Source organism: Pseudomonas sp. BRM28 (genome assembly GCF_002939405.1).
Lineage (GTDB): Bacteria > Pseudomonadota > Gammaproteobacteria > Pseudomonadales > Pseudomonadaceae > Aquipseudomonas > Aquipseudomonas palmensis.
The window spans coordinates 936,056-960,053 of the sequence record NZ_PEFV01000001.1 but is presented as its reverse complement, the minus strand read 5'-3'; the positions used below and the strand labels follow the sequence as shown (position 1 = coordinate 960,053).

The 23,998-nt window shown below is 62.5% G+C and carries 26 protein-coding genes, 3 tRNA genes and 2 pseudogenes; 12 read left to right on the top strand and 19 right to left on the bottom strand.

What is annotated here, in order from left to right; all coding sequences use genetic code 11:
• Positions 1-30 precede the first annotated feature (30 nt).
• Both CR917_RS04555 and CR917_RS04550 read left to right on the top strand, forming a co-directional pair.
• Positions 31-600, top strand: a complete 570-nt coding sequence (locus CR917_RS04555) for a TetR/AcrR family transcriptional regulator (protein WP_043860435.1) — start codon at positions 31-33, stop codon at positions 598-600.
• A gap of 109 nt (positions 601-709) precedes the next feature.
• Complete coding sequence (locus CR917_RS04550) at positions 710-1,483, top strand: ParA family protein (protein WP_043860436.1); 774 nt, start codon at positions 710-712, stop codon at positions 1,481-1,483.
• Between the two features lie 27 nt (positions 1,484-1,510).
• On the opposite strand, the gene arsH is transcribed toward CR917_RS04550, so the two are convergent.
• From arsH to CR917_RS04480, 14 genes and pseudogenes are all read right to left on the bottom strand, one after another.
• Complete coding sequence (gene arsH / locus CR917_RS04545) at positions 1,511-2,212, bottom strand: arsenical resistance protein ArsH (protein WP_104571948.1); 702 nt, start codon at positions 2,210-2,212, stop codon at positions 1,511-1,513.
• Between the two features lie 12 nt (positions 2,213-2,224).
• Positions 2,225-2,695 (bottom strand): arsenate reductase ArsC, encoded by a 471-nt coding sequence (locus CR917_RS04540; protein ID WP_043860438.1) that lies wholly within the window; start codon positions 2,693-2,695, stop codon positions 2,225-2,227.
• Positions 2,696-2,726: 31 nt separating this feature from the next.
• Positions 2,727-4,010: an arsenic transporter gene (locus CR917_RS04535; RefSeq protein ID WP_104571947.1), complete on the bottom strand. Its 1,284-nt coding sequence runs from the start codon at positions 4,008-4,010 to the stop codon at positions 2,727-2,729.
• A gap of 15 nt (positions 4,011-4,025) precedes the next feature.
• Positions 4,026-4,373, bottom strand: coding sequence for a metalloregulator ArsR/SmtB family transcription factor (locus CR917_RS04530; RefSeq protein ID WP_043860440.1), 348 nt, complete (start codon positions 4,371-4,373; stop codon positions 4,026-4,028).
• Positions 4,374-4,471: 98 nt separating this feature from the next.
• A complete protein-coding gene (locus CR917_RS04525) occupies positions 4,472-5,170 on the bottom strand; it encodes an epimerase (RefSeq protein ID WP_104571946.1) in 699 nt (232 codons plus the stop codon).
• 41 nt (positions 5,171-5,211) lie between these two features.
• Positions 5,212-6,069 carry an SDR family NAD(P)-dependent oxidoreductase gene (locus CR917_RS04520; RefSeq protein WP_104573144.1) on the bottom strand — a complete coding sequence of 286 codons (858 nt, stop codon included), beginning with the start codon at positions 6,067-6,069 and terminating at the stop codon, positions 5,212-5,214.
• Positions 6,070-6,130: 61 nt separating this feature from the next.
• The gene (locus tag CR917_RS04515; protein ID WP_104571945.1) at positions 6,131-6,976 is read right to left on the bottom strand and encodes an SDR family NAD(P)-dependent oxidoreductase; all 846 of its coding nucleotides are present in this window, start codon (positions 6,974-6,976) and stop codon (positions 6,131-6,133) included.
• Between the two features lie 58 nt (positions 6,977-7,034).
• Complete coding sequence (locus tag CR917_RS04510) at positions 7,035-7,604, bottom strand: TetR/AcrR family transcriptional regulator (protein WP_104571944.1); 570 nt, start codon at positions 7,602-7,604, stop codon at positions 7,035-7,037.
• A gap of 143 nt (positions 7,605-7,747) precedes the next feature.
• Positions 7,748-9,193, bottom strand: coding sequence for a DUF6765 family protein (locus CR917_RS04505; RefSeq protein WP_058540834.1), 1,446 nt, complete (start codon positions 9,191-9,193; stop codon positions 7,748-7,750).
• A 247-nt stretch (positions 9,194-9,440) separates the two neighbouring features.
• Positions 9,441-9,674, bottom strand: coding sequence for a hypothetical protein (locus tag CR917_RS04500; RefSeq protein ID WP_043860445.1), 234 nt, complete (start codon positions 9,672-9,674; stop codon positions 9,441-9,443).
• Between the two features lie 969 nt (positions 9,675-10,643).
• Positions 10,644-10,811, bottom strand: coding sequence for a hypothetical protein (locus CR917_RS27250; protein WP_158255576.1), 168 nt, complete (start codon positions 10,809-10,811; stop codon positions 10,644-10,646).
• Positions 10,812-11,199: 388 nt separating this feature from the next.
• On the bottom strand, positions 11,200-11,466 hold the full coding sequence (locus tag CR917_RS04490; RefSeq protein WP_104571942.1) for a hypothetical protein: 267 nt from the start codon (positions 11,464-11,466) through the stop codon (positions 11,200-11,202).
• Between the two features lie 67 nt (positions 11,467-11,533).
• Positions 11,534-11,722: a hypothetical protein gene (locus CR917_RS04485; RefSeq protein WP_104571941.1), complete on the bottom strand. Its 189-nt coding sequence runs from the start codon at positions 11,720-11,722 to the stop codon at positions 11,534-11,536.
• A gap of 330 nt (positions 11,723-12,052) precedes the next feature.
• Positions 12,053-13,176, bottom strand: a pseudogene (locus tag CR917_RS04480) (IS3 family transposase).
• Between the two features lie 70 nt (positions 13,177-13,246).
• Between CR917_RS04480 and CR917_RS04475 the strand changes: the two are divergent.
• Positions 13,247-13,411, top strand: a pseudogene (locus tag CR917_RS04475) (IS3 family transposase); the annotation flags it as partial.
• Positions 13,412-13,519: 108 nt separating this feature from the next.
• Here the strand turns inward: CR917_RS04475 and CR917_RS04470 are convergent.
• Together CR917_RS04470 and CR917_RS04465 are read right to left on the bottom strand one after the other, a co-directional pair.
• Positions 13,520-13,595: transfer RNA gene (locus CR917_RS04470), tRNA-Thr, on the bottom strand.
• Positions 13,596-13,651: 56 nt separating this feature from the next.
• Positions 13,652-14,080, bottom strand: coding sequence for a pilin (locus CR917_RS04465; protein WP_043860329.1), 429 nt, complete (start codon positions 14,078-14,080; stop codon positions 13,652-13,654).
• Between the two features lie 216 nt (positions 14,081-14,296).
• On the opposite strand from CR917_RS04465, the gene CR917_RS04460 reads away from it, so the two are divergent.
• Genes CR917_RS04460 through yacG form a run of 4 tightly spaced genes read left to right on the top strand, consistent with a single transcriptional unit; the run spans position 14,297 to position 17,197 of the window.
• Positions 14,297-15,505, top strand: coding sequence for a type II secretion system F family protein (locus tag CR917_RS04460; protein WP_104571940.1), 1,209 nt, complete (start codon positions 14,297-14,299; stop codon positions 15,503-15,505).
• 2 nt (positions 15,506-15,507) lie between these two features.
• A complete protein-coding gene (locus CR917_RS04455; RefSeq protein WP_104571939.1) occupies positions 15,508-16,377 on the top strand; it encodes an A24 family peptidase in 870 nt (289 codons plus the stop codon).
• On the top strand, positions 16,374-16,997 hold the full coding sequence (gene coaE / locus CR917_RS04450; protein WP_054914907.1) for a dephospho-CoA kinase: 624 nt from the start codon (positions 16,374-16,376) through the stop codon (positions 16,995-16,997). The genes CR917_RS04455 and coaE overlap by 4 nt, the downstream gene beginning before the upstream one ends.
• Positions 16,994-17,197, top strand: coding sequence for a DNA gyrase inhibitor YacG (yacG, locus tag CR917_RS04445; protein WP_043860325.1), 204 nt, complete (start codon positions 16,994-16,996; stop codon positions 17,195-17,197). The genes coaE and yacG overlap by 4 nt, the downstream gene beginning before the upstream one ends.
• Here the strand turns inward: yacG and CR917_RS04440 are convergent.
• Positions 17,194-17,883: an energy-coupling factor ABC transporter permease gene (locus CR917_RS04440; protein WP_104571938.1), complete on the bottom strand. Its 690-nt coding sequence runs from the start codon at positions 17,881-17,883 to the stop codon at positions 17,194-17,196. The two genes, yacG and CR917_RS04440, sit on opposite strands and share 4 nt — an antisense overlap.
• Before the next feature lie 129 nt (positions 17,884-18,012).
• Here CR917_RS04440 and CR917_RS04435 point away from each other — a divergent pair, with 129 nt between their 5' ends.
• From CR917_RS04435 to CR917_RS04415, 5 genes are all read left to right on the top strand, one after another.
• The gene (locus CR917_RS04435; RefSeq protein WP_043860323.1) at positions 18,013-18,642 is read left to right on the top strand and encodes a DUF1780 domain-containing protein; all 630 of its coding nucleotides are present in this window, start codon (positions 18,013-18,015) and stop codon (positions 18,640-18,642) included.
• A 168-nt stretch (positions 18,643-18,810) separates the two neighbouring features.
• Complete coding sequence (locus CR917_RS04430) at positions 18,811-18,984, top strand: DUF3094 family protein (RefSeq protein WP_043860322.1); 174 nt, start codon at positions 18,811-18,813, stop codon at positions 18,982-18,984.
• Between the two features lie 90 nt (positions 18,985-19,074).
• Complete coding sequence (locus tag CR917_RS04425) at positions 19,075-20,370, top strand: NAD(P)/FAD-dependent oxidoreductase (RefSeq protein WP_043860321.1); 1,296 nt, start codon at positions 19,075-19,077, stop codon at positions 20,368-20,370.
• 129 nt (positions 20,371-20,499) lie between these two features.
• A complete protein-coding gene (locus CR917_RS04420; RefSeq protein WP_104571937.1) occupies positions 20,500-22,353 on the top strand; it encodes a dermonecrotic toxin domain-containing protein in 1,854 nt (617 codons plus the stop codon).
• 13 nt (positions 22,354-22,366) lie between these two features.
• On the top strand, positions 22,367-23,602 hold the full coding sequence (locus CR917_RS04415) for a glycosyltransferase (protein ID WP_158255575.1): 1,236 nt from the start codon (positions 22,367-22,369) through the stop codon (positions 23,600-23,602).
• Between the two features lie 53 nt (positions 23,603-23,655).
• Here the strand turns inward: CR917_RS04415 and CR917_RS04410 are convergent.
• Both CR917_RS04410 and CR917_RS04405 read right to left on the bottom strand, forming a co-directional pair.
• Positions 23,656-23,732 (bottom strand) — tRNA-Pro (locus CR917_RS04410).
• A 99-nt stretch (positions 23,733-23,831) separates the two neighbouring features.
• Positions 23,832-23,907, bottom strand: a tRNA-Lys gene (locus tag CR917_RS04405).
• Positions 23,908-23,998: the final 91 nt, after the last annotated feature.

Here is a 23,998-nt window from a genome sequence, read left to right as displayed (position 1 = left end):
TTGACGGCACACGCAGCGAGGAATCTGCACATGAGGGTCACCAAGGCACAGGCGCAAGCCAATCGCACGCACATCGTCGAAACCGCGTCCGAACTGTTTCGCGAGCGCGGCTATGACGGGGTGGGCGTGGCAGACCTGATGGCGGCGGCAGGGTTTACCCACGGCGGCTTCTACAAGCACTTCGGCTCCAAGGCCGACCTGATGGCCGAGGCTGCTGCCTGCGGGCTGGCCAAGACTGCCAGCGCCGAAGAAGCGCTGGACGTGGCGCAATTTTTCCAGCGTTACCTGTCGCGCGAACACCGCGATGCACGCAGCACCGGCTGCACCATGGCCGCCCTGTGTGGCGACGCGGCGCGCCAGCCGGCCGCAATCAAGGCGACCTTTGCCGACGGCCTGGAGGGCCTGCTCAAGCGGGCCGAGCACGCAGGTGTCGAAAACGGCGATCAAGACCCGCACACCGCACGCGCCAGGATGATCGAGCGCTTTGCCCAGGCGGTGGGCGCGATCATGCTGTCGCGCGCCTGCCCGGACGATGCGCCATTGGCCGACGAAATCATCGAGGTGTGCCGCAAGGCCATCGTTGCCCCGCTCGCCGACTGAGGTGCCCGCCCCGCAGTTGTCTTAAAACTGCAACTTTTTGGTCATAGTATGGAAGCTGTTCCCGCTGCAGCCCTGTTGCAGCGGGCCTTTGACAAGGACTCGAAACTCAATGCGCCGTGTCGTATTCAATCAGAAAGGGGGCGTGGGCAAGACCAGCATCGCCTGCAACCTTGCCGCCGTCAGCGCCACCGAAGGGTATCGGACGCTGCTGGTGGACCTCGACCCCCAGGCCAACACCACCCACTACCTCACCGGCCTGCTCGGCGACGCCATCCCGGCCGGCATCAGCGACTTCTTCAAGCAGACCCTCTCCAGCGCACCGGGCAGCAAGCGCGGGCGCGTGTGCATCACCCCCACCCGCTACGACAACCTCGACCTGGTGACCGCCAGCCCCGACCTGGCCGACCTGCAGCCCAAGCTGGAGAGCAAGTTCAAGATCAACAAGCTGCGCAAGCTGCTGGTTGAACTGTCCGAAGACTACGAGCGCATCTACATCGACACCCCGCCGTCGCTGAACTTCTACACCTTCAGCGCGCTGGTGGCCGCCGACCGCCTGCTGATTCCGTTCGATTGCGACAGCTTTTCGCGCCAGGCGCTGTACAGCGTGATCGAACAGGTGGAAGAACTGCGCCAGGACCACAACGAGTCACTGCAGGTGGAAGGCGTGGTGGCCAACCAGTTCGTCGCGCGCACCGCGCTGCACCAGAGCCTGGTTGATGAACTGCTGGCCGAGGGCCTGCCGGTGCTGCCGGTGTACCTGAGCAGCTCGGTGAAGATGCGCGAATCCCACGAGCTGTCGGTACCGCTGGTGCACATGGCACCGCGGCACAAGCTGTCGCGCGAATTCGTCGACCTGCTGGGGGCGCTGGAGCGGGCTGCCTGAGGGCTGCCCGCCGGTTGCGCCCTGGCGTCAGATCGACGCCTGGCGCATGCGATCGGACAACGCCCGCGCCGTTTCCTTGCGCTCGGAGTAGCGGTCCACCAGGTGCGCCTGGCTGTCGCGCAGCAGCAGCGTGAACTTGACCAGTTCTTCCATCACATCCACCACCCGGTCGTAATACGGCGAGGGCTTCATGCGGCCCTGCTCGTCGAACTCCATGTACGCCTTGGGCACGGACGACTGGTTGGGGATGGTGAACATGCGCATCCAGCGCCCCAGCACGCGCAGCTGATTGACCACGTTGAACGACTGCGAACCGCCACACACCTGCATCACGGCCAGGGTCTTGCCCTGGGTGGGGCGAATGGCGCCGAGGGCCAGCGGCACCCAGTCGATCTGCGCCTTGAACACCGCCGACATCGCGCCGTGCCGTTCAGGCGAACACCACACCTGGCCTTCGGACCACAGCACCAGCTCGCGCAGTTCCTGAACCTTGGGGTGCTCCACCGGTACGTCGTCCGGCAGTGGCAGGCCGCTGGGGTCGAAGATGCGCGTCTGGGCGCCAAAATGCTGGAGCAGGCGCGCGGCCTCCTCGGTCAGCAACCGGCTGAAGGAACGCTCGCGGGTGGAGCCGTACAGCAACAGAATGCGCGGCTTTCGCTCGCCGGCCTGCAGGGCGGTAGGCAGGCCTTCGAACAGGCTCGGGTCGAGGTTGGGCAGGTCGTGGTGCATGGGGCCTCCGGGTCAGAGCGTGGCAATGCGGTCGAGTTCACGCTTGAGCGCGTGGGCATCGAGCTGGCTGAATGGCAGCGCGAAAAACGCCCGGCAGCGACGCTCGATACGCGCCAGCGCATGGTGAAAGTTCGCCTCCACCTCGTCGTCGGTGCCGGGTTGTTCGGAAGGGTCGGCCAGGCCCCAGTGGGCCTTGAGCGCCGGGCCGAAAAACACCGGGCACGCCTCGCCTGCGGCCTTGTCGCACACGGTGATGACGATATCCGGCGGGTTGGCCGCGAAGGCCTCGTTGCCCTTGCTGCTCAGGCCCGCGGTGCTGATGCCGGCCTGCTGCAGGGTCAGCAGACTGCGCGGCAACACCTGCCCCCTGGGGAAGCTGCCGGCGCTCAACGCCTCGAAGCCCGCCGGGGCGAGGTGATTGAACATCGCTTCGCAGAGGATGCTGCGACAGCTGTTGGCCGTGCACATGAACAGAACTCGCATGGTGGTGTACTCCCTTTGGCAGGCAGAATGGTCAAAGGCTCAGGCGCAGGGCCAGGGCCGAAAGCGTGATCAACAGCACCGGCACGGTCAGCAGCAGGCCGACCTTGAAGTAGTAGCCCCAGGTGATGCGCGTACCCTTGCGCGCCAGCACATGCAGCCAGAGCAATGTGGCCAGGCTGCCGATGGGGGTGATCTTGGGGCCCAGGTCGCAGCCGATGACATTGGCGTAGACCATCGCCTCGCGCACCACACCCTGGGCTTCGCTGGCGTGAATCGAAAGCGCGCCGATCAGCACGCTGGGCAGGTTGTTCATCACCGAGGACAGCACTGCGGCAAGCAGCCCGGTGCCCAGCGACGCGCCCCATACGCCGTAGGCGGCAAGACGGTCCAGCAACTGGGTGAGCAGGTCGGTAAGGCCGGCGTTTTTCAGGCCGTACACCACCAGGTACATGCCCAGCGAGAACACCACGATCTGCCAGGGCGCATCGCGCAGCACGCGCCGGGTAGAGATCACATGCCCGCGCGCAGCGACAATGAACAGCACCACTGCACAGGCCGCCGCCACGGCGCTGATAGGAATGCCCAGCGGCTCGAGCAGGAACAGGCCCACCAGCAGCGCCACCAGCACGCCCCCGCCCACGCGGAAGGTGGCGCGGTCGCGGATCGCCAGCACCGGCGCCTTCAGTGCCTGTACCTCGTACACCACCGGTATGTCGCGGCGAAAGTACAGAAACAGCACCAGCAAGGTGGCCGCCACACTCACCAGGTTCACCGGCACCATCACCGCTGCGTATTCGCCAAAGCCCAGGCCGAAGTAATCGGCCGAGACGATGTTCACCAGGTTGGAGACCACCAGCGGCAGGCTGGCGGTGTCGGCAATGAAGCCTGCGGCCATGACGAACGCCAGGGTCGCAGCCGGGGAGAAACGCAGCGCCAGCAGCATCGACATGACGATAGGGGTAAGGATCAGCGCCGCGCCATCGTTGGCGAATAGCGCCGACACCGCAGCGCCCAGCAGCACGATGAAGGCAAACAGCCGGCGCCCGTTGCCGCGCGCCCAGCGGGCCACGTGCAGGGCTGCCCATTCGAAGAAGCCGGCCTCGTCGAGCAGCAGGCTGATGACGATGATCGCGATGAAGGTGGCGGTGGCGTTCCACACAATCGCCCACACCGTGGGGATGTCGTGCAGCGACACCGCGCCCAGCGCCAGGGCCAGCAGTGCGCCGAGGCTGGCGCTCCAGCCGACGCCCAGGCCGCGGGGTTGCCAGATGACCAGGGTCAGGGTGAGCAGGAAAACAGCGATGGCAGTCAGCATCGGGGCGCTCCTGGCTCAGCAGCAGGCAGCAGCACGAACGGGGCGACCGTCCATGTTGTGCAAGCGTGTGGTGTTGTCCTTGAGCCAGTCGGCATTGGCGCGCAGCGTCACCTGCAGCAGGTCGTGCACCCAGCCGGGCAGTTGCGGGTTGAGACGGTAGTACACCCACTGCCCCTGGCGACGGTCGAGCAGCAGGCCGCTGGTACGCAGCTGCGCCAGGTGACGGCTGATCTTGGGCTGGCTGTCGCCCAGGGCGCACATCAGCTCGCACACGCACAACTCGCCCTGCTCTGCGATCAGCAGCGCAGCGCGAGCGCGGGTTTCGTCGGCCAGGCTCTTGAACAGCTCGGGTGGGGTAATCATTGTGGGCGGCCCTTACATATGGATAACCGAATATACGGATATCCATATGTTATCTGCAACCGGATTTTTCAGCGCCTGCCATCAACCTCCCCAGCGCGTCACCCGCCGTTGGGGGCCGGTTTTTCGCGCAAGGCTACGTGGTAGATCTGCGCCGAATCGAGCACGGGCTGGGTGGCACCATGGCGGGCGATCGACAGCATTGCCTGGCCGATGACCTCGGTGCTCAGCACCTTTTCGGGCAACAGCGCACGCGCCAGGCTCAGCAGCGGGCCGGTGAACCGGTAGAACACACGGTACGCGCGGGTTCTGGAGGTGGCCCCATGCAACGGTTGAATCACCGCCGGGCGCAGGATGTGCACGCGCCTGAACGGCAGGCGCAGCAGGCTGTTCTCCGTCATGCCGCGCACCCGCGCCCACATCGTCGAGCTGGTTTCGCTGCTGTCGGCGCCCGCCCCGGAGACGTAGATGAAGGTGGCATGCGGGTTGAGCTCGCACACGCGCTGGGCCACCGCCAGGGTCAGGCGGTAGGTCATGTGGGTGTACTGCGCCTGGGTCATGCCCGCCGCCGAAACGCCCAGGCAGAAGAAACACGCATCCACATCGCGCAGGTCGTCGTCGAGCAGCGTGGACGGGTTATCGGCGAAGGCCGGCCTGACCACCTGCCGGAGCTTGGGGTGCTGGGCGTTCAGGCGTGAGCGCCCGATCAAGCGAACGGACTCCACATCCTGCGCCGCCAGGCATTCGCGCAGCACCCCGCTGCCGATCATGCCGGATGCACCAAAGATCACTATGTTCATGGCGTAGGCTGGCCTCGCTCAGTCTGAAGGGTGCGCCGGCTTCATGCCGACGGCCATTGCGGCGGTGCCGTGCCGAAATCGGCCGCGAGGCTGACCGGCTTCCAGCGCTGCATCGCTTCGCTGCGGGCGGCCTCTTCCACCTCGACCACATACAAGGCGTCCGACCCCAACAGTAGACGCGACGGCAGCCCTTCACGAGCGGCCAGCGCCACGATCAGCTGTGCAATGCGCTCGGGGTCGCCCACTTCGTTGCCCACGTAGGACTCGATCAAGGCCTTGAACGCGGCCATCGACGCCATGTAGTCCGGGGCCAGCTCGGTGAGCGTGCTGCGGGCCTGGTGGCCCCAGTCGGTACGCATGCCGCCGGGCTCCAGGGTGCACACCTGGATGCCGAACGGCGCGACCTCCTTGCCGACCACGTCGCTGAACCCGCCCACGGCCCATTTGGCCGCCTGATAGGCCGACAGGCCCGGGCTTGCGATGCGACCGCCGGCCGATGACACCTGAAAGATATGGCCGCGGCCCTGGGCGCGCATCACCGGGATGGCCGCACGGGTGAGGTTGACCACGCCGAACAGATTGGTCTCGACCTCGGCGCGAAAATCATCGGTGGGGATGTGCTCGAACGGCTGGATATGGCCGAAGCCCGCGTTGTTGACCAGCACATCCAGCCGGCCAAAACGGCGCACGGCCTCGGCCACGGCGTGCCTGGCCTGCCGTTCGTCGGTCACGTCCAGTTCGAACGTGGCCAGGTTGGCGCCGTACTGCGCCTGCAGCTCGACGAAGCGTGTGATGTCGCGTGCAGTGGCCAGCACCTTGGCGCCGCTGTGCAGCGCCGCCTCCAGAATGGCGCGCCCCAGGCCTCGGGACGCACCGGTAATCAACCAGACTTCAGACATGATCATTCAACCTTTTCAAAGCGCCGACGCGGCGCATGGGCAACGAAAAAGAGGGGGCTGCTCACTCGGGCCGAAAGCCGGCCTTGCCTTCCAGCATCACCGACTCGGCAAGCGCCTTCTGTGCCTGAATGTCCGCCAGGCTGCGGGCATAGCCGGCCTCCAGCGCCGCATAGGCATCCCCGCCGAGCACGGTGCGCAGCGGCGGCTTCTGCAACTGGCTGAGGGTGTAGATGGCGTCGGCCATTTTCAGCGGGTCGCCCGAGGCGGTGTCTTCGCCATGCTGTTCGATCCACCCGCGCAGGTTGCCGACCGCACTGCCCTTGTAGGCGTCGAGCTGCTCGGTCCAGCGGATGTTGGCCACGAAGCCGGTCTTGATCGAACCTGGCTCGATGATCAGGGTGTTGATGCCGAACTCGGCCAGCTCTTGCGCCACCGCTTCGGCGAAGCCTTCCAGACCGTACTTGGCCGCGTGATACAGCGAGCCGCCCGGGTAGGCGGTACGGCCGCCGACACTGCTGACATGGATGAAGGTACCGCGCTGCTGTGCGCGCATCGCCGCCATGAAGGCGCGGGTGACCTGTATCGGCGCCATCAGGTTGAGCGCGATCTGCTGCTCGACTTCGGCGTCGGTCATCTCTTCCATCGCACCGATCACCGCCCCGCCCGCGTTGTTGACCACCACCTCCACATCGGGATGGCGGGCAGCAACGGCGCGTACCTGTTCGCGGTCGGTCACGTCGAGCGCTTCCACATGAAGGCGCTTTGGATACGCCTGTTGCAACGCCTGCATCGCCTCCACACGACGCACGGCGGCGACCACGGTATGCCCCTGGGCCAGCGCCTTTTCGGTAAGGGCCAGGCCCAGGCCACCCGAAGCACCGGTAATGAACCACTTTTGAACAGCCATGAAGATACTCCTGTTACAAATTGTGAGTGATTAATCACTCAGTTAAAAGGCAAGGCTTTTACGCCGTAATGGCGCGCCACAGCATATGGAAGCCCAGCTGGCGGTGGCCGTCGGCCTCCTCCGGGGACTTCTCGATGTGTTCGATGGTGGTGGTGGCGATACTCTCGATCACGGAAGAAATGAAGCTGATCGGGGCGTCGATCAGCACACCGTCCTCTACCCCGCCCTCCATCGTCCTGGACACGGCCTGGAACGGCTGCGCGCCCAGTGCGCGGGTGTCTGCGGTCACCTGCCCCGACGCCGACAGCCGTGCCAGCACCACGCGCTCCAGGGCATTGTTCAGGCCCCAGCTGACATAGCGATTGAAGATGTACTCCATGCGCCGGCGGTAGTCGGCCTGGGCCGGGAAGTCCGACATCATGGCCGTCACCAGGCTTTGCTTGAGGTGCAGGTAGAGCTCCTGGAACAGCACCTCCTTGCTGCTGAAGTAGGTGAACAAGGTGCCGTCGGCAACCCCGGCGCGCCGCGCAATGCTCGACGTGCTGGCCATCACGCCCAGCTCGGCGACCGCCTGCATTGCAGACAACAGCAAGGCTTCACGTTTTTCGGGGCTGAGGGGACGTGCCATGGAGGGAGGTTCGCTTAAGAAGACTGAGTAATCAGTCAACTATATTCCTGACCCTTGGCCCAATGCAAGGGGTGGATGGCGCGACGGTGCCGAACGGCAAGCCCCCGGCATCGCGCCGGGGGGTTGATAGCCGTTATCCGGCGCTACTCGAACAGGTTCACGATGGCATCCGACAACGTACTCCGCTGCCGCGACCACGAGCTTGTGAAGTGATAGATATCGTTGGCCTGAACGTAGTGCTTCACGAACTGGAAGTGATAGTCGGCGGCAATCTGGAACAGGTACAGATCGCTTTGGATATTCACGTAGTTGGTGCCGAAGCGATGGATCTCGGTACTGATCTGGACCATGCCCTCCAGAACCGCATGGGTGTCGGGCTCCAGGTCCACATTGATTTCAGAACTTGGCTTTTCGGTAAGAATGCGCTTCCAGGCGAGCTCCGAACTCTTTCTTCCCGAGGTGCCCTTGGTAAGGTCGCAGGGGGCCTCGATGGCCTGGCGGGCTTTGCTCATTTCGTCTTTGATGCGGTCATCCAACTGCAACTTCCTGCCTGTTTTTACCTGGCAAAACAAACTGGTCAACTCGAGCCAGGCGGATTCATATTCCTTGGGGTTATCGCGCTCGACCATCTGCTTGGGGTTGGACCAGCAAGGCTTGTACCTGAACTTGGCGAAACTGTAGTCGGGGAAGTGCCCGAGCCAGCCGTGCCCCAGGTAACTGGTACCGCTGGGGGCCGCTTCGAAGTTGGGGTTCGCGAACGGCACGCCCTTGGTGTCGGATGACTTCAGGACTTTCCTGTTCCAGTTTTTCGACGAGCCGTCCATGTAGTAGATGGCCTGTGGGCCGTAGCCCATCTTGGACCATTCCCAGGAGTCCGGGTCGTAGTCCGCATCCCAGTAGGTGTTCATCACGTTGTCGAGGCCGCAGTGGTCCTGGTGGGCCCAGGTGTCGGCGATCACATGCGCCCTGACCCCCAGCAGGATCAGCCTGAACCTGCGCAGCACGTCTGCACGATTGTCCTTCAGCACCTCCGCCCCGCCGATGGCCAGGCTGATGATCTTCTCCAGCCGATCGTCATCGGTGGCGCAGAGCACGGCATCTTGAACAAGCCTGCGCGAGAGTGCGCTTTGCGGCCGGTTGAGCATCTTGCCGTATTGCAGATCCTTCACCTTGCTGGCGTTGTACTTTCTCAGTATCTGCTCGCCGCCGAAGGTGTCGCGCTTGATGAACTTGGGCAGGTAGTTGGCCACTTCAGCGCCATGGGTTTCTTCTCGGCTGGGCGTGCCGGCCGGGTCGTTGTAGTTGCCGGGGATGAAGTGGTACGAGCACCACAGGCCATCTTCAGGCTCCCCCATCGTACCCAGCAGCCCGCCCTGGTAGGTGTAGCGAGGGTTGTCCATCTTGGCCACGACGTTGTACTTGGCAGATTTTTGGGTGTCGCTGACCAGGCTCCAGTAAGAGGCATAGGTGCTCTCGCTGAAGAAGTCGATGAAGTTGGCTGCCTTGGCAATAAGGGTTGCATCGTCCTTGTTGAAGCCGCCGCACAGTGCTGAGTGGTAAGTACCGTAGAAGTGAAAATCCTGATCCATGCCGCTTTCCCCTAAACAGTTTTTGTTTAACAAAAAAAGACCGCAAGGGTTTATAGGCAGGGATACGGATAGTGTCAAATAGCCATCAGCAAGTGATAATTGTTATTTATATTAATTGCCATTGAATTGCAGGAACAGACTTAAGTGTGCTTTTTAGGAATTGATTAAAGTTTCGTTTAATAGGACTTTGATAAGCCGCGGCTAATCTGTGGCGCGGCATACCCAACGCTTTACAACCCTAATTTTCTCAGCCGCCCTCACCCGCCATTGAATCTTCAAGTTCAAGCAACTTGCCACACTGCTCACTGGCAAGCCGGCTGATGATCCGGATGGCCTGATGAATACCTGCTGTGTTGCGGAAGCTCAGTTGCGGGTTGTGTTCACACTCCAGCACTTCGTCATGTTGAACGAGCGCTTCACCGAGCAATTCGAGGGTCCAGGCGTAGCGCTGGAGGATAGACAGGCGCTCAAGGTCAATCATGAGAATTTCCGCCCTGTGACTTGTAGCTGGCCTGCGTGAAGATCGAGTAGAAATGGTGCGTGGAATACGCCGCCGGCGTACCGAGGCGGAGAGCGGATGCGAGGATCCTGCTCAGAATGCGGATAGGCATGCATGAGACTCCAAGTTTGATTTTGGAGCTACCACGATCCTTCCTACGGGATTGGGTGGCAGCTGTGCATGGGGTAGGAATACCGGGAAACTTGGAACCCGGCCAGGCCGAAGCCTGCCCACGCACAGCCGCCATGACACGTCACAGCAAGCGAAAAAAAACGCCAGCCGTTGTGATGGGGGCGCCTAGTGCATGCGCCAAGTTTACCAGCAGGTTCCTACACCTGATCGCAGATTTTTCTGCGACTGGAGGAATTTATGCCTCGTGGGATCGATTCGCAAGCGCTGAGGCTGGTGGAAATTTCCTAGAGTTTTGAAGGAAGGGGGATCAAAAAACTGATTTCCTACAACCTGGATGTACGGTGTCTTCTTACGGCCAACTTATTTTCCGAACTACAGCATTAAAGAGACAAAACGAGACAGGCAGAACAAGAAAGCCCGCACCAGGCGGGCTTTTTGGAGTGTTTCGTAGACAGTCATAGACTTCTGGAAACCGATCTCTGATGCGGAGAGAGGAGTCGAATCAGGCACCTCCAGACCAGTAAATCTGGGCTATTACCTTTTGACATCCATAAACCGTATACCTAAATCAGAAGGTGCCCTACTACTCCGACACGATTCTTTGTGCCGCTACTAGCTGATTTCCTTCCCGTCAATCTCCCCTTTGGGAGACAGGGCGATTTCAAATTGCTTAAAGCAGCCAAAGAAATCCTCAAGAGATACATCAATATTTGCCTTACGCAGAGAGAGCGGCTCATCACTTTCCGCCAGGCTTTCAGACCGTCATAATCAGTGGTCTTAGCGAGTAGGGCATGAACAGTTACCATTTTCACCGCCCCTTTAGGAGCCCCCACAGAACACTTTCACTCCTGCAAGGAACTCACCTGGCTGGACCAAACCCTTCTTCTCAAGAAACTGGCTGATCGAATGCAGATCGAAATCGTCGGCTGCCGCAGTTCCCTTGAAATGGCCATAGTGGGTGTGTGCACTGAAATTGTCGTTTGGCATGAAGTGTCCTCCTTGGAATGATCCAGAAGCATGTCCAAGGAGTGCGAGAAGACAAACTGTCGTCCCATCTACCTGATGATCCTGCGCGGTTCCACCCGCAGAGCCATGCTGGCACCACTGGCTATCTGGTGGAGCGCCTTGCTCTCGAATGTCTCGGCCATGGCGGCAGCCTTCCTGAAGATCAGGAGCGCCTGTTCAGGCGGATACTTTCTCGCCAGACGTGCGTGCCCACCCAAGCCTGACGCCATCAGGCTTTGAAGTAATGCGAGTCTACTTCATAAATTTCCTTTCTTGGCGTCCGGGCCATCCCAGTGCGCTTCTAGTGGCTCAGTCCCACGTTTGACGGCGGGGCTTGCGCGTACCTGGGCGGGTTTTGTAGCTTGCGTGACTACTGGTCGTCATCGGGATCAGTGCCATAAAGCGCCTCGCGCACGGCTTCGACCAAATCGAATTGCTTGTCGTCGCGTTCATCGATAGCCACTCTCAACGACTCCACGCACTGCAGACGAGCTGGCTCCTTGTCAGGGTAGCGGGTGGCCAAGTTCGCGGCGGCTTCCAGTTTGTCTACGGCATCTGAAACCGCCTGGTCGGCGGCATCGACCTCAGCTAGGTGTAAAACCAATCGACCTACGGCAGCGGGTTTAATCGTCAGCATGGTGCAGTGCTTTCCTGTTGTGCTGTTTTTGGAGTACCTAGTGCGGAAGATTAGCGTCTCTTTCCTATCAATGAGAGATACGGGCAATGACCGCTTCCCAACCTGGCCAATCGCTGGTCCCAAATTCACCGGTACCAGTTACGTGCTTTTTTTCCCATTCGGCCAGCGCGGTTTTCTCCGCCTCAGTCATGACCATGGTGGCTTTAATGATTCGCTCGAAGCGAGCAATTTGTGCTTCGACTTTTTCGTTATTCATAAAGGTTTTCCCTAAAACTTGAGCTTGTTGGAAACAGAAGAATTTGCGCAGGTTTAGTTTCGATTCCAGGACCGGTAGACAAAAAAGGCGCTTATAAGCGCAGCGGCTCCGTAGCCTAATGTCACAGGTTCGAAAGCGTAGCCTTCCCAAGCCTCTGCAATGAGAAAAACACCGAAACCTACAAGGCAGATCACGACAAATGGCAAAATCACTTTTTTCATATACTGGCCTCTAGAGTTAGTATTCGTTGAGTTACTCATGTTTCTTTCATCTACCACCACATGTTGTGCTGGATCTGGACTACCCCGTTCCCGTAGACATTTTCCAGCCTCAAAGTGAGGCGCTTTCAAAGGCCTCAGGGCTGACGCCGCCCAGGTGACTGTGACGACGCGTTCGGTTGTAAAAACTTCAATGTAATCGAACACATCAGCTCGTGCCATGTCTCGGGTTTTGTAGATCCTTTTGCGGATGCATTCTTTTTTCAGACTGCTGAAAAAAGACTCCACCACGGCATTGTCCCAGCAGTTTCCCCGACGACTCATACTAGGCTCTAGGTGGTTGGCCAGACAGAAACGCTTCCAGTCATCGCTGCCATATTGGCTACCCTGATCCGGATGCACGATAACTCTGGTTTTGGGTTTACGGCGCCACACCGCCATTAGCAATGCATCCAACGCCAACTCCTTGGCTTCATAGACCAGCCGACCACATTGCGAGCATAGAGATCCAGCACGACGGCCAAATATAACCATCCCTGCCACGTTCGGATGTAAGTGATGTCAGTCACCCAAGCCTTATTAGGGGTATCGACCGTGAACACCCGGTTGAGTCGATTAGGGGCAATGATCGATGGCCGCTCTTTGATTGCGCGCGGAGCTTTGTAGCCTCTGAGCGCCCTGATTTTGTAGGTGCGCATCAATCCGGCGACACGGTGCTTTACCGCAGCTTTCTCCAGCCTCACGCAAGTCAGCAAACACCCGCCGTGCGCCATACACACCTCGGCTGGCTGCATAGGAGTCGCGGATCAGTCCTAACAGTCGACCATTCTCTCTTTCACGATCAGATACAGGCTTATGTAGCCATTGATAGAACCTGGCACGAGCAACTTGCAAAACCCGGCACAGCGTAGCGATCGCGTATTGATGCCGATGCTCGTTAATAAAGCGGTATTTCACTCGGGTTCCCTGGCGAAGTACCGCGCTGCTTTTTTAATATGTCGCGCTCTTCTTCCAAGCGCCGCATTTGGGCTCGCAGCCTAAAATCTCGCTTTTGGCTTCGAGCAGTTCGCTGGCCTGTTTCTCGGTTTTTTCAGGCGTCACGGATTTAACCCACTTGTAGAGGCAGTGGGTCGACACGCCGAGGCGCTCGGCTGTTTCCGCAACGGAGTATCCGCGTTCAATGACTTGCCTGACTGCTTCGGCCTTGAATTCCGGCGTGAATCGTTGGGTACTCATAGACTTTCTCCTATGCTCAAAGCATAGGCTGGAGATGTCTACGATGCTGGGGGCAGTCCAGTTCACTTAAAGCCGCAGCGCTGCGGGCAGCCGAAGCACCATGTTCATGATGCGTGAGGACGGCATAGCGATTGTGCGATTCAAGGTGCGCTAGCTGATGAGCGAGATGAAGTTGATCAGCAAGCAACCCTGCTCACATGCCTACAAAAAGGCGACGGTGGCGCGGCAGGATATCGGCTGGCAGCTATCGGAATACGCTGGAACGCCATAACGAAAAAACCCACCAGAAGGCGGGTTTTACGGGGGTTCCAGAGATGTTGTTAGCCTTCGCTGGAACCTGAACTGGTGCCGGAGACAGGAATCGAACCTGCGACCTTCGCGTTACGAGTGCGCTGCTCTACCGACTGAGCTACACCGGCGTGGCGACAACGCTACCATTGCCGCCACGCTTTCGCAAATCACTGTTTATCAACAGCTATTGCCCACCACTCGCCTGCACCGCGGTGCACCCGGCCGGGGCCAAGTCGGCCTCGATATCGGTGCTGCACGCCCAGCCCGTGGCCGAACGGGCCCAGGTCAGGTGCTTGCCCGCCACCGGCGCCGGCGCATCCACCAGCACGCATGCAAGGGTGCCCACACCAGTCGCCGCCACGCCCTGCGCACTCAAGGTGCAGTTGGCCGTGGTCGGCTGGCCGCCAAGGGCGGCGACATCGGCCACGTCCTTGCCCTGGTTGATCTGCACTTCGAAGGCGGTCTTCAATGCCGACACCTCGGCCAGCGCCGCCGTGGCCTTGGCCCGCGCCTGGTGGTTGGTGTACATGGGCATGGCAATGGTCGCCAGAATGCCGATGATCGCCACCACGATCATCAACTCGATCAATGTAATACCGCGCTGTCCCTTCATGGGCACTCCCCTCGCAAAAACTCACAAATCCCGCCACGGGCACCGCCGCAGACCAGCGCGCCAGTAGGCCCGAACAGACACCTTTTGTCACCCTGCGGGTGCTTAACCCAGCACCGCGCTCGACTACTCTAGTGGCCACCGGGCGGGATTGCCCGGGCCTATCACCCTGAAGCTGTTACAGGGTTTGTGACTGTCCACCGCTGCAGGGAGGTAGCGATGAACCACAAGACAAAAACCTATGCCTGGCAAGGCATCGACCGCTCCGGCACCCATGTGAGCGGGCACAGCAGCGGGCAGAACAGTGCGCTGGTGAAGGCGCTGCTGCGCGGTCGCGGCATACGCCCTACCCAGGTGAGCCCGGCACGCCGATTTACCCTGCAACTGCCCGCTTCGCTCGGCGCCCAGGACATCACCCGCTTCAGCCGCCAGCTGGCAACGTTGTTCAAGGCCGGCGTGCCGCTGCTGCAAGGGCTGGGCATGATCGCCGAAGGCATCAACAACCCACCGCTGCGCCGCCTGCTGGGCACCCTCAAAAACGATATCGCCGCCGGCTGCGGCCTGGCCGATGCGCTGCGCAGGCACCCGCGCCAGTTCGACAGCCTGTATTGCAACCTGGTGGCCGTGGGCGAGCAAACCGGCTGCCTGGACAGCCTGCTCGACCAGCTGGCAACGCTGCAGGAGAAACGCCAGGCGCTGCGGGCCCGGCTGAAAAAGGCCATGGCCTACCCCGCGCTGGTGCTGCTGGTGGGGTTGGGGGTGGCGGCGCTGCTGTTGCTCAAGGTGGTGCCGCAGTTTCAGGCCATGTTTGCAGGCTTCGGCGCGCCATTGCCGGCCTTCACCCAGGGTGTCATCAACCTGGCCGACTGGCTGGGGCAGTATCTGCTGTGGGTGCTTGGGGTAATGCTGGCCACGGGATTTGCCCTGCGCCGCGCCTTCGAGCGTCAGCAGGCGGTGCGTTTGTGGATGTTGCGCCAGGCGCTGCGCATGCCGGTTCTGGGGCCGGTGATGCAGCATGCGGCGCTGGCTCGTTTTGCGCGCACCCTGGCCACGTCGTTCAGTGCCGGGGTACCGCTCACCGAAGCCCTGGGGCCGGTGGCCGCCGCGTGCGGCAATACGCTGTACGAGCAGGCCGTGCTGCGCCTGCGCCAGGCCATCGGCAACGGCCTGTCGATGAGCGCGGCGATGCGCAACGAGCCGCTGTTCCCGTGCCTGGCGGTACAGATGTGCGCCATTGGCGAGACATCCGGCACGCTCGACGATATGCTCGACCGGATGGCCAGCCACCACGAAACGGCCGTCGACGAATGGCTCGACAAACTGGCCAGCCTGCTGGAGCCGATGATCGTGCTGATTCTCGGGCTGGTGGTGGGCAGCCTGGTGGTCGCCATGTACCTGCCGATCTTCCAGCTGGGCGATGTGATCTGACTATGGACCTGTTCGAAACCCTGGCCCGCCAGCCGCTGGCCTACCAATGCGTCGCCCTGTTGCTTGGCCTGATTGTGGGCAGCTTCATCAATGTACTGGTGCATCGCCTGCCGATGATGCTGGAGCGCCAATGGCGCAGCGAGGCCCGTGAAGTGCTGGAGCTGCCCAGCCCGGCCGAGCCACGTTTCGACCTGATGCTGCCCCACTCCCACTGCCCGCACTGCCAGCACCGCATCCGCGCGTGGGAGAACATCCCGGTGCTGAGTTACCTGTGCCTGCGCGGGCGCTGTTCGGCCTGCAAGGCATCGATCAGCCCGCGCTACCCGCTGGTGGAGCTGGCCTGCGCAGGGCTTGGCCTGTTCGCGGCCTGGCATTTCGGCTTCAGCGCCAGCGCGGCGGCGTTCATGCTGTTGAGCTGGGGCTTGCTGGCAATGAGCCTGATCGATATCGAGCATCAGTTGCTGCCCGATGTGCTGGTGCTGCCGCTGCTGTGGCTGGGGCTGATACTCAATGCCTTCGAGGTGTTCGTGCCGCTGGACCAGGCGCTGTGGGGCGCCGTGGCCGGCTACCTGAGCCTGTGGACGGTGTACTGGCTGTTCAAGCTGGTTACCGGCAAGGAGGGCATGGGCTATGGCGATTTCAAGCTGCTGGCCATGCTCGGTGCCTGGGGCGGCTGGCAGATCCTGCCGCTGACGCTGCTGCTGGCCTCGTTGGTGGGCGCGCTGCTGGGCCTGGTACTGCTGCGCCTGCGCAACCAGCAGGCGAGCACGCCGATTCCGTTTGGGCCCTATCTGGCCATTGCGGGCTGGATCGCGCTGCTCTGGGGTGGTCAAATGACCACTTCCTATCTGCAATTTGCCGGACTGCAATGACCACACCCGCCTTCACACCCTGGATTCTCGGCCTCACCGGTGGCATCGGCAGTGGCAAGAGCGCCGCGGCGCAACGCTTCATCGAGCTGGGCGTGCACCTGGTGGATGCCGACCAGGCCGCACGCTGGGTGGTCGAGCCCGGGCGCCCGGCGCTGGCCAGCCTGGTGGAGCATTTCGGCCCCGGCGTGCTGCAAAGCGACGGGCAACTGGACCGCGCCGCGCTGCGCCAGCTGATCTTCAGCGACCCGGCGCAACGCCGCTGGGTGGAAGCCCTGCTGCACCCGCTGATCGGCCAGGAGATCTTCAGCTACCTGGCCAAGGCCGAGTCGCCCTATGCGGTGTTCGTTTCACCGCTGATGGTGGAGTCGGGCCAGTATCAGCGCACCCAGCGCCTGCTGGTGATCGACGCGCCGCAGGCCTTGCAGATCGAACGTACACTGCAGCGCGACCAGACCAGCCCCGAACAGGTGCAGGCCATTCTCAAGGCGCAGACCAGCCGCGAAGAGCGCCTGCGCCATGCCCACGACGTGATCGTCAACGACCGCGACCTGGCCTGGCTGCATTCGGAGGTCGACCGCCTGCATCACTTTTACCTGACTTTGCGTGGAGGCCAAGCATGAGCCAACCCCTGACCGTAGACTGCCCGACCTGTGGCGCCCCTGTTGAATGGAGTGCCACAAATACCTACCGGCCGTTCTGCTCCGACCGCTGCAAGCTGATCGACCTGGGTGCCTGGGCCGCTGAAGAGCACAAGATTCCGGTTGCACCGGATGCCGAAGACGAGCTGTTCTCCGGCGACTTCAACCCGCGCGAACACTAGCCGCGCGGTTCGTCGTCCTTCCACGGGGCCTGCAGGTAGCGGGTCCGGTTGAAGGTTTCCAGCCACTCGGGGCAGAACACCACCAGCGCACTGATTACCATGCCGTTGATGAAGGCCTCGGGGAAGATGATCAGCCACAGGTAGCCGATGAAGTCCGACAGCCATTCGGGCATCACGAAGATACCGTCCAGCCACAGCCAGCCAAGGCTGGCCAGCAGGCACAGCAAGGTCGCCAGCGCGGCGGCGAAAAACCCCGAACAGAAGATGTACACGAACAGGTTTTTCGGCTGTGCACGCTCCACCAGTATGGCCACCCCCTCCGTCACCAGCACCGGCAGGCCAATCAGCAGCAGGCCGTTGACGCCCATCGCCGCCAGGTCCTGACGCCCCAGCGCCACCAGCCCCACCTGCGCCACCAGGCCACCGACGATTGCCAGCGGCCAGTCCAGCAGCAGGGTCACGGCGGTCATGCCGATGAAGTGGTACGACACGCCGGTGTCGAAGTCGCGGCGTACCAGCCACAACGCGAACAGTGCGAAGATGGTGCCGAACAGCAGGTGCTGGCGCCGCCGGTCGGTGAACAGCTCGACCCACGGCGCGCGCCACACCGCCCACAGCAGCAGCGGCATGTAGCACAGCCAGCCCAGCAGCAGGCTTTGTTCCGATAACACTTGTGCGCCAATCACGGCTGTCTGCCCCTTGTGTGCATTGCGCCCGACGATGGCTCATTCTACACACCGTTCCATGGCCTGTTGCCGCCATCCACCGGGCCTGGAATGCAGCGTTGTCATGATTTGGGCGCTAAGCTTGTGCCCATGGATGACTCAGACTACCTGCGCCTGCTAACCATTCAGGCCGAACAAGCCAATGCGTTCCTGTCCAATGCCCGCAAATGGGAGCGCGAGCGTTGGGTATGCCAGCGCCTGCTGCAAGGCCTGAACATCCCCTACCGCAGCGAGGACTTCACCGCCGCCGGTCAGGAACCACCCGACGTGCTGTTTCGCGATGCCGCCTTCGAGGTGTTCTTCGTGCTCGACGAAGGGCGCCGGCTCAACGACGAATGGCGCGAAGAACTGCAGCGCCGGCGCAGCGCGTTCTCCCTCGCGCAGCTGGTAAGGCGCGAGGCACGGCCGCGACGCATCAGTGCGCAGGAGCTGCTGCAGCGCCTGGCCCCCACCCTGCGCAAGAAGTCGCACAACTACCGCGAACGCAACCTGGACCTGGGCGAACTGGACATCATTGCCTTCGCCAGCCTCAAGCGCGAAGTGCTCGACCTCAACAGCCACTTCCCGCCGCCTACCGAATACCTGCGCCAGGGCTGGCGCTCGCTGTCGCTGGTGGGCCCTACCTTTGCCCGGGTGCTGTTCGCCCACCCCGATGCGCCGGATTTTCTGCGCGCCAACCTGGGGCGCAGCATCGTCTTCGATGTGGGGATCAGCCTGTGATCGCTGCCCCCTGCCAAAGCGGGATGGCATAAATGCGGCGCGGGTGATACAAAGCGCAATCATTCGCTGTCACGAGCGCTTCGATCCCCCAGGTAAGCCTTTGGCGACGGACTACAGTGAACACTGTAGCGTTCCCACAGTCACATGCGTCTACCTGACGAGGCCTCCATGACCAGCCGCCTGAACCCCGAAGACCAGCGACGAGTCGATGAATACCTGCGTGCCCCCCAACACCAAGTCGAGCGCAAGCCTTTCAGGCCATGGCTGCTCCTTGCTCTGGTGGTGGGCGTGACGATCAGCCTTGGCCTGTTGAGCCGCCTCCTGAGCCACCTGGTGCTATGAGCTGCCTTGCGCTCGCCCAAACCGCCCGCCCTGCGCGGCCGGCCACTCAGGACCCAACCCAGAATTCCGCAAACCTTATGAGATATCCCCATGACTCACCGTATCGTGATTGTCGGCGGCGGCGCCGGCGGCCTGGAACTGGCGACCCGCCTGGGTAAGACCCTGGGCAAGCGCGGCACCGCCGCGATTACCCTGGTCGATGCCAACCTGACCCACATCTGGAAGCCGCTGCTGCACGAAGTGGCGGCCGGTTCGCTCAATTCCTCCGAAGACGAGCTCAACTACGTGGCCCAGGCCAAGTGGAACCACTTCCAGTTCCAGCTGGGGCGCATGAGCGGCCTGGAGCGTTCGAGCAAGCAGATCCAGCTGGCCGCCACCCTCGACGAGGACGGCCGCGAGCTGCTGCCGGCGCGCACCCTGGCGTATGACACGCTGGTGATCGCGGTGGGAAGCAACACCAACGACTTCGGCACCCTGGGTGCGGCGCAGCATTGCCTGTTCCTCGACACCCGCAAGCAGGCCGAGCGCTTCCACCAGCAGTTGCTCAACCACTACCTGCGCGCCCACGCCGGCGACCTTGCCAGCGAGAAGATCAGCGTGGCGATCGTGGGTGCCGGTGCCACCGGCGTGGAGCTGGCGGCGGAGCTGCACCATGCCGCCCACGAACTGGCCGCCTATGGCCTGGACCGCATCCAGCCCAAGGACATGCAGATCACCCTGATCGAAGCCGGCCCACGGGTGTTGCCGGCGCTGCCCGAGCGCATCAGCGTGCCGGTGCACAAAACCCTGGAAAAACTCGGCGTGACGGTGCTGACCAACGCGTCGGTGAGCGAGGTCACCGCAGACTCGCTCAAGACCGCCAACGGCGAGGTGATCCACGCCAGCCTCAAGGTGTGGGCGGCCGGTATCCGCGCACCGGCGTTTCTCAAAGACATCGACGGGCTGGAAACCAACCGCATCAACCAACTGGTGGTGCGCCCTACCCTGCAGACCACCCTGGACGATGACATCTTCGCGTTCGGCGACTGCGCCGCCTGCCCGCAGCCGGGCAGCGACCGCAATGTGCCGCCGCGCGCCCAGGCCGCCCACCAGCAGGCCTCGCTGCTGGCCAAAGGGCTCAAGGCGCGCCTGGAGGGCAAGGCTTTGCCCACCTACGCGTACCGCGACTACGGCTCGCTGGTTTCGCTGTCGCGCTTCTCGGCAGTGGGCAACCTGATGGGCAACCTCACCGGCAGTGTGATGCTCGAAGGCTGGCTGGCGCGGATGTTCTATGTGTCGCTGTACCGCATGCACCAGATGGCGCTGTATGGCACCTTCCGCACGCTGATGCTGATGCTCGGCAGCCGTATCGGCCGCGGTACCGAACCCCGCCTCAAGCTGCACTGACGGCTACCCCCGTCCGCCCCGGCGCCCTGCCGGGGCCGGATGGGCGCCAGGCCACTGGCGATACTTATCTACCCTCCCCGAACTGCCCTGCTGGGCCAGGCTCGAGCTTCATCGACCTGGAGCATCGGCATGCCTACGCAACCCGTGAACGTCAACGCCAGCACCCTGGCACGCAAGGCCCGCGAATGGGTGGAGCACTTCCCCGACCTGCATGAGCTGGCCATCACCCAGGCCCGCGCCATCATCTTCAAGCATACCGGCCGCCAGCTCGACCCCGAGAAGGTCTGGTGGCACCGCTTCGACCGCGCCGTCAGCACCCCGGCGAGCTTTTCGGGGTGGGAGCACCGCGGCCCGCCGCTGCGTTCGCTGACCTTTGTGCAATTGATGCTGCAGCGCTTCGCCGCCAGCGATCAGGATGACCTGGACACCCTGCAGGTGATGGGCGGCTTCTACACCGATGGCGCCGAGCACAGCTGGTTCGACCAGCGCAATGAAGTCAGGATGCTGGCGGCGCCGGTTTCACGGGACTTCTGGGCCATCGACTTTGCAGCCACCTATACCCACGCCTTGCGTACCTTCTGGGACTCCCGCGGCGACGATTTCATCCTGCTGGCCAAGACCCACTTTCTGGCGCAGGTGGCCCGGCAGGCCGCCAGCGGCAGGCTGGGCCGCGAGGAGCTGCGCATGCTGCGCCACGGCCTCGGGGCACGCGTCAGCCAGCCGCTGACCCTGGACGGGCTGCTGATGCCGGCCCCCGCCCAGGCCGATACCCGTCTGTACAGCTTCGACATTGCCGGCCTGCGCGTGCCGCAGGCACTGCGCGTGGTCAACGGCCAGGGCCGCCAGGTGCTCTACCTGCCGGGCGGCAGCCCCAGCCTGCTGGCGTTCGCCAACCGCCAGGCGCTGTACGACTGGGTACGCGAACAGGCCGCGAGCCCCACGGGCCGTCAGCGTCTGCTGCGCCATCTGGGCGCGTTCGCCCCGTTGCAGCAAAGCGAGCAGGACAAGGCCAACCGCGCGCTGGATACTTTTGCCAGCGATGCGCAGGGCGCCCATATCGACCTGCTCAACCAGGCCGAGCAGCATATTCAGGGCGACGGCTTCCAGGCGCTGCGCAGCCTGGCGATCACGCAGATGTCGCAGCAGGCCCAGCGCCTGCTGATGAGCAATGCCCACCTCACCAGCCAGCTGTGGACCCGCTACCTGGGCGCCTTCATCGGCCTGGCCGGGGTTGCCGCCCCGGTCGCCTGGCCGCTGGCGCTTGTGGTGGTCGGTGCGGGGGTGGCCAACGTGATCCTCAACAGCATCGAGGCGGTCCATGCCGCCGATTCCCAGCAACGACGCCAGGCGATCATCAACGCCATTTCCAGTGCGATCACCGCCGCCTTCAGCCTGCCGTTCGTGTTCGCCGACGAAGCCCTTGCCGCCGAAGGCCCGTTGAACAGCCCGGTACCCCGGCCCGCGCCCATTGAAGTGCCGGACAGCGGCGAAAGCCTGGCGCTGATCCAGTTGCATCAGGACAACATCGTGCTGCAGGCGGGCGAGCGCTGGAACAGCCTGGGGCTGATCGAGCATATCGATGTGCCGCACGTGTACCTGGTGCACGCGCTGGCGCGAGGCGAAACCGGCTCGCCCGCAGGCTCGCTGGTACCACGCGAAACCCTGCGCTTCGACTTCAGTGCGCGCCTGCGGCCCGGCAAGGTGGTGCGCACCTTCGCCAGCGTGCCGGGTGCGCTGGAGTACGCCAAGGCCGAGCTGGATGGCCCGTTTGTGGTGTATGAAGTCGACAGCCAGGGGCTGGCCTGCGCGTCCCTGCGCCACAACCTGCAGTACAACTGGCGCTTCACCCTGAGTCGACAGGGGCTGGCGCCATCGTTCATGCAGGAGTGGGCAGAGGGCGCGCGCACTGGAGGACTTCGGCGACGGGGCCTGGCTGTTCGACGAGGTACACCTGCAACTGGAGGGTCTGGAGCCCTCGCGTAGCCGCTTGATGGCGATGAGCGAACTCGAGGCGTCACTGCCCTCGCTCAATGACGCTGGGGTCATCCACCAGGCGCCCACCCTACTGCAGGGGGTGAGGGTGCTCGAACCCTCGGCTGGCGAAATGCGCTGGCTCTACAGCATCGAGGCCGGTGGCACACGCCAATACGTACGCTATGACCTGTTCAGCGCTAGCTGGCGCACCGCGCAAGGCACCGCCTACCGCTACAACAGCGCCACCGGCGGTTTCGATCTGCTGACGGCACTGCCCACCGAACCCGAATCACCCAGCAGCATGCAGCAGGCGCTGGACACCCTGAACATTGCGGCGCGTATCCCCTTGGAAATCGAGATACCGGACGCCGAAGGCAGCCTGCCGCTACCGCGCAAGATTCACAGCATATGGCTCGGCGGCCCGTTGCCACGCAGGCTGGCCAGCCTGGTGCTGGACAATGCCCGGGTGGCCGCACGGGGCGCCAACCCGTTCGAATGCCACCTGTACCTGTCGATCGGCGACCCCCAGGCCTTGCGCGATACCTTGAAGTTGCTGGAACAGCGCCCGGCCAACCTCCACCTGCATACCCTGGAACAAACGCCGTTTTTCGAGCAGTTTCGCCAGAGCCCGTTCTACCCGCAGTACCGCAGCGCCAGCAGCGGCCCGGCCATCAACTACGCCAGCGCGGTCGATACCCTGCGCTATCAGTTGTTGCGCATGGAGGGCGGCTTGTACATGGATGTGGACGACTGGGTGCATGGCCCCAGCGACACCCGTCGCGCCCTGGGCGATGTACAAATGAAGGTGAAGCCGGGCGAGCTGATGCTCAACGGGCTGGCAAGCCATCCACGCCTGGGGATGATCATCGAATTCAACAACAGCAACTTCGGCTCGCTGCCCGACAACCCGCTGCTCGATCGCATCAGCGAGGAAAGCCTGCAGCGTTACCTGCGCAACCGCGACCTGTTCCGCAGCCGCCCTTACGACTACAAGGACAGCCAGGCGACCATGGACGCCTATGCGCGTCGCATCAGCCACGTGAGTGGGCCGCAGATGTTCAATGCGGTGATCGATCGGGAGTTGCCTGCGTTTCGCCAGTACCGCGGCGTGGTGCGGTTGACCCGGGGCGAGCTGTATTTCGACGAGGCGCGGATGCGCGCGCTGCGCCTGCAGCAACGCCTGGCCACCCCGCACTACAGCCCCCTGCAGGATGTGCTGGGCATAGGCAGTACCGCCAGCTGGCTGCACACGCGCTAAACCCCGCGCAAACGAAAAAGGGCACCTTTTGCAAGGTGCCCTTTTTCTGAAGATGGTCGGGGTAAGGGGATTCGAACTCCTGACATCCTGCTCCCAAAGCAGGCGCGCTACCGGACTGCGCTATACCCCGGTAAAAAAAAGACACCGATTAAGGTGCCTTTTTTAATGGCTGGACGCTAATGGCGTACCAACCTTTTAAGATTCAAACCCAGCGAACCGGATTCAAAAATGGTGGGTCGTGTAGGATTCGAACCTACGACCAATTGGTTAAAAGCCAACTGCTCTACCAACTGAGCTAACGACCCAAATATGGTCGGGGTAAGGGGATTCGAACTCCTGACATCCTGCTCCCAAAGCAGGCGCGCTACCGGACCGATCTTTCGATCGAAGCACCTC

Excerpts from the sequence above, each read along its gene's own strand:
- CR917_RS04420 (WP_104571937.1), top strand. The coding sequence starts at position 20,500 with ATGCCTACGCAACCCGTGAACGTCAACGCCAGCACCCTGGCACGCAAG.
- yacG (WP_043860325.1), top strand. The coding sequence starts at position 16,994 with ATGAGCCAACCCCTGACCGTAGACTGCCCGACCTGTGGCGCCCCTGTT.
- CR917_RS04530 (WP_043860440.1), bottom strand. The coding sequence starts at position 4,373 with ATGATTACCCCACCCGAGCTGTTCAAGAGCCTGGCCGACGAAACCCGC.
- CR917_RS04460 (WP_104571940.1), top strand. The coding sequence starts at position 14,297 with ATGAACCACAAGACAAAAACCTATGCCTGGCAAGGCATCGACCGCTCC.
- CR917_RS04415 (WP_158255575.1), top strand. The coding sequence starts at position 22,367 with ATGAGCGAACTCGAGGCGTCACTGCCCTCGCTCAATGACGCTGGGGTC.
- CR917_RS04485 (WP_104571941.1), bottom strand. The coding sequence starts at position 11,722 with ATGAATAACGAAAAAGTCGAAGCACAAATTGCTCGCTTCGAGCGAATC.
- CR917_RS04525 (WP_104571946.1), bottom strand. The coding sequence starts at position 5,170 with ATGAACATAGTGATCTTTGGTGCATCCGGCATGATCGGCAGCGGGGTG.
- CR917_RS04555 (WP_043860435.1), top strand. The coding sequence starts at position 31 with ATGAGGGTCACCAAGGCACAGGCGCAAGCCAATCGCACGCACATCGTC.
- CR917_RS04520 (WP_104573144.1), bottom strand. The coding sequence starts at position 6,069 with ATGTCTGAAGTCTGGTTGATTACCGGTGCGTCCCGAGGCCTGGGGCGC.
- CR917_RS04535 (WP_104571947.1), bottom strand. The coding sequence starts at position 4,010 with ATGCTGACTGCCATCGCTGTTTTCCTGCTCACCCTGACCCTGGTCATC.
- CR917_RS04490 (WP_104571942.1), bottom strand. The coding sequence starts at position 11,466 with ATGCTGACGATTAAACCCGCTGCCGTAGGTCGATTGGTTTTACACCTA.
- CR917_RS04435 (WP_043860323.1), top strand. The coding sequence starts at position 18,013 with ATGGATGACTCAGACTACCTGCGCCTGCTAACCATTCAGGCCGAACAA.
- CR917_RS04430 (WP_043860322.1), top strand. The coding sequence starts at position 18,811 with ATGACCAGCCGCCTGAACCCCGAAGACCAGCGACGAGTCGATGAATAC.
- CR917_RS04515 (WP_104571945.1), bottom strand. The coding sequence starts at position 6,976 with ATGGCTGTTCAAAAGTGGTTCATTACCGGTGCTTCGGGTGGCCTGGGC.
- CR917_RS27250 (WP_158255576.1), bottom strand. The coding sequence starts at position 10,811 with ATGCCAAACGACAATTTCAGTGCACACACCCACTATGGCCATTTCAAG.
- coaE (WP_054914907.1), top strand. The coding sequence starts at position 16,374 with ATGACCACACCCGCCTTCACACCCTGGATTCTCGGCCTCACCGGTGGC.
- CR917_RS04550 (WP_043860436.1), top strand. The coding sequence starts at position 710 with ATGCGCCGTGTCGTATTCAATCAGAAAGGGGGCGTGGGCAAGACCAGC.
- CR917_RS04455 (WP_104571939.1), top strand. The coding sequence starts at position 15,508 with ATGGACCTGTTCGAAACCCTGGCCCGCCAGCCGCTGGCCTACCAATGC.
- CR917_RS04425 (WP_043860321.1), top strand. The coding sequence starts at position 19,075 with ATGACTCACCGTATCGTGATTGTCGGCGGCGGCGCCGGCGGCCTGGAA.
- CR917_RS04505 (WP_058540834.1), bottom strand. The coding sequence starts at position 9,193 with ATGGATCAGGATTTTCACTTCTACGGTACTTACCACTCAGCACTGTGC.
- CR917_RS04510 (WP_104571944.1), bottom strand. The coding sequence starts at position 7,604 with ATGGCACGTCCCCTCAGCCCCGAAAAACGTGAAGCCTTGCTGTTGTCT.
- arsH (WP_104571948.1), bottom strand. The coding sequence starts at position 2,212 with ATGCACCACGACCTGCCCAACCTCGACCCGAGCCTGTTCGAAGGCCTG.
- CR917_RS04540 (WP_043860438.1), bottom strand. The coding sequence starts at position 2,695 with ATGCGAGTTCTGTTCATGTGCACGGCCAACAGCTGTCGCAGCATCCTC.
- CR917_RS04465 (WP_043860329.1), bottom strand. The coding sequence starts at position 14,080 with ATGAAGGGACAGCGCGGTATTACATTGATCGAGTTGATGATCGTGGTG.
- CR917_RS04500 (WP_043860445.1), bottom strand. The coding sequence starts at position 9,674 with ATGATTGACCTTGAGCGCCTGTCTATCCTCCAGCGCTACGCCTGGACC.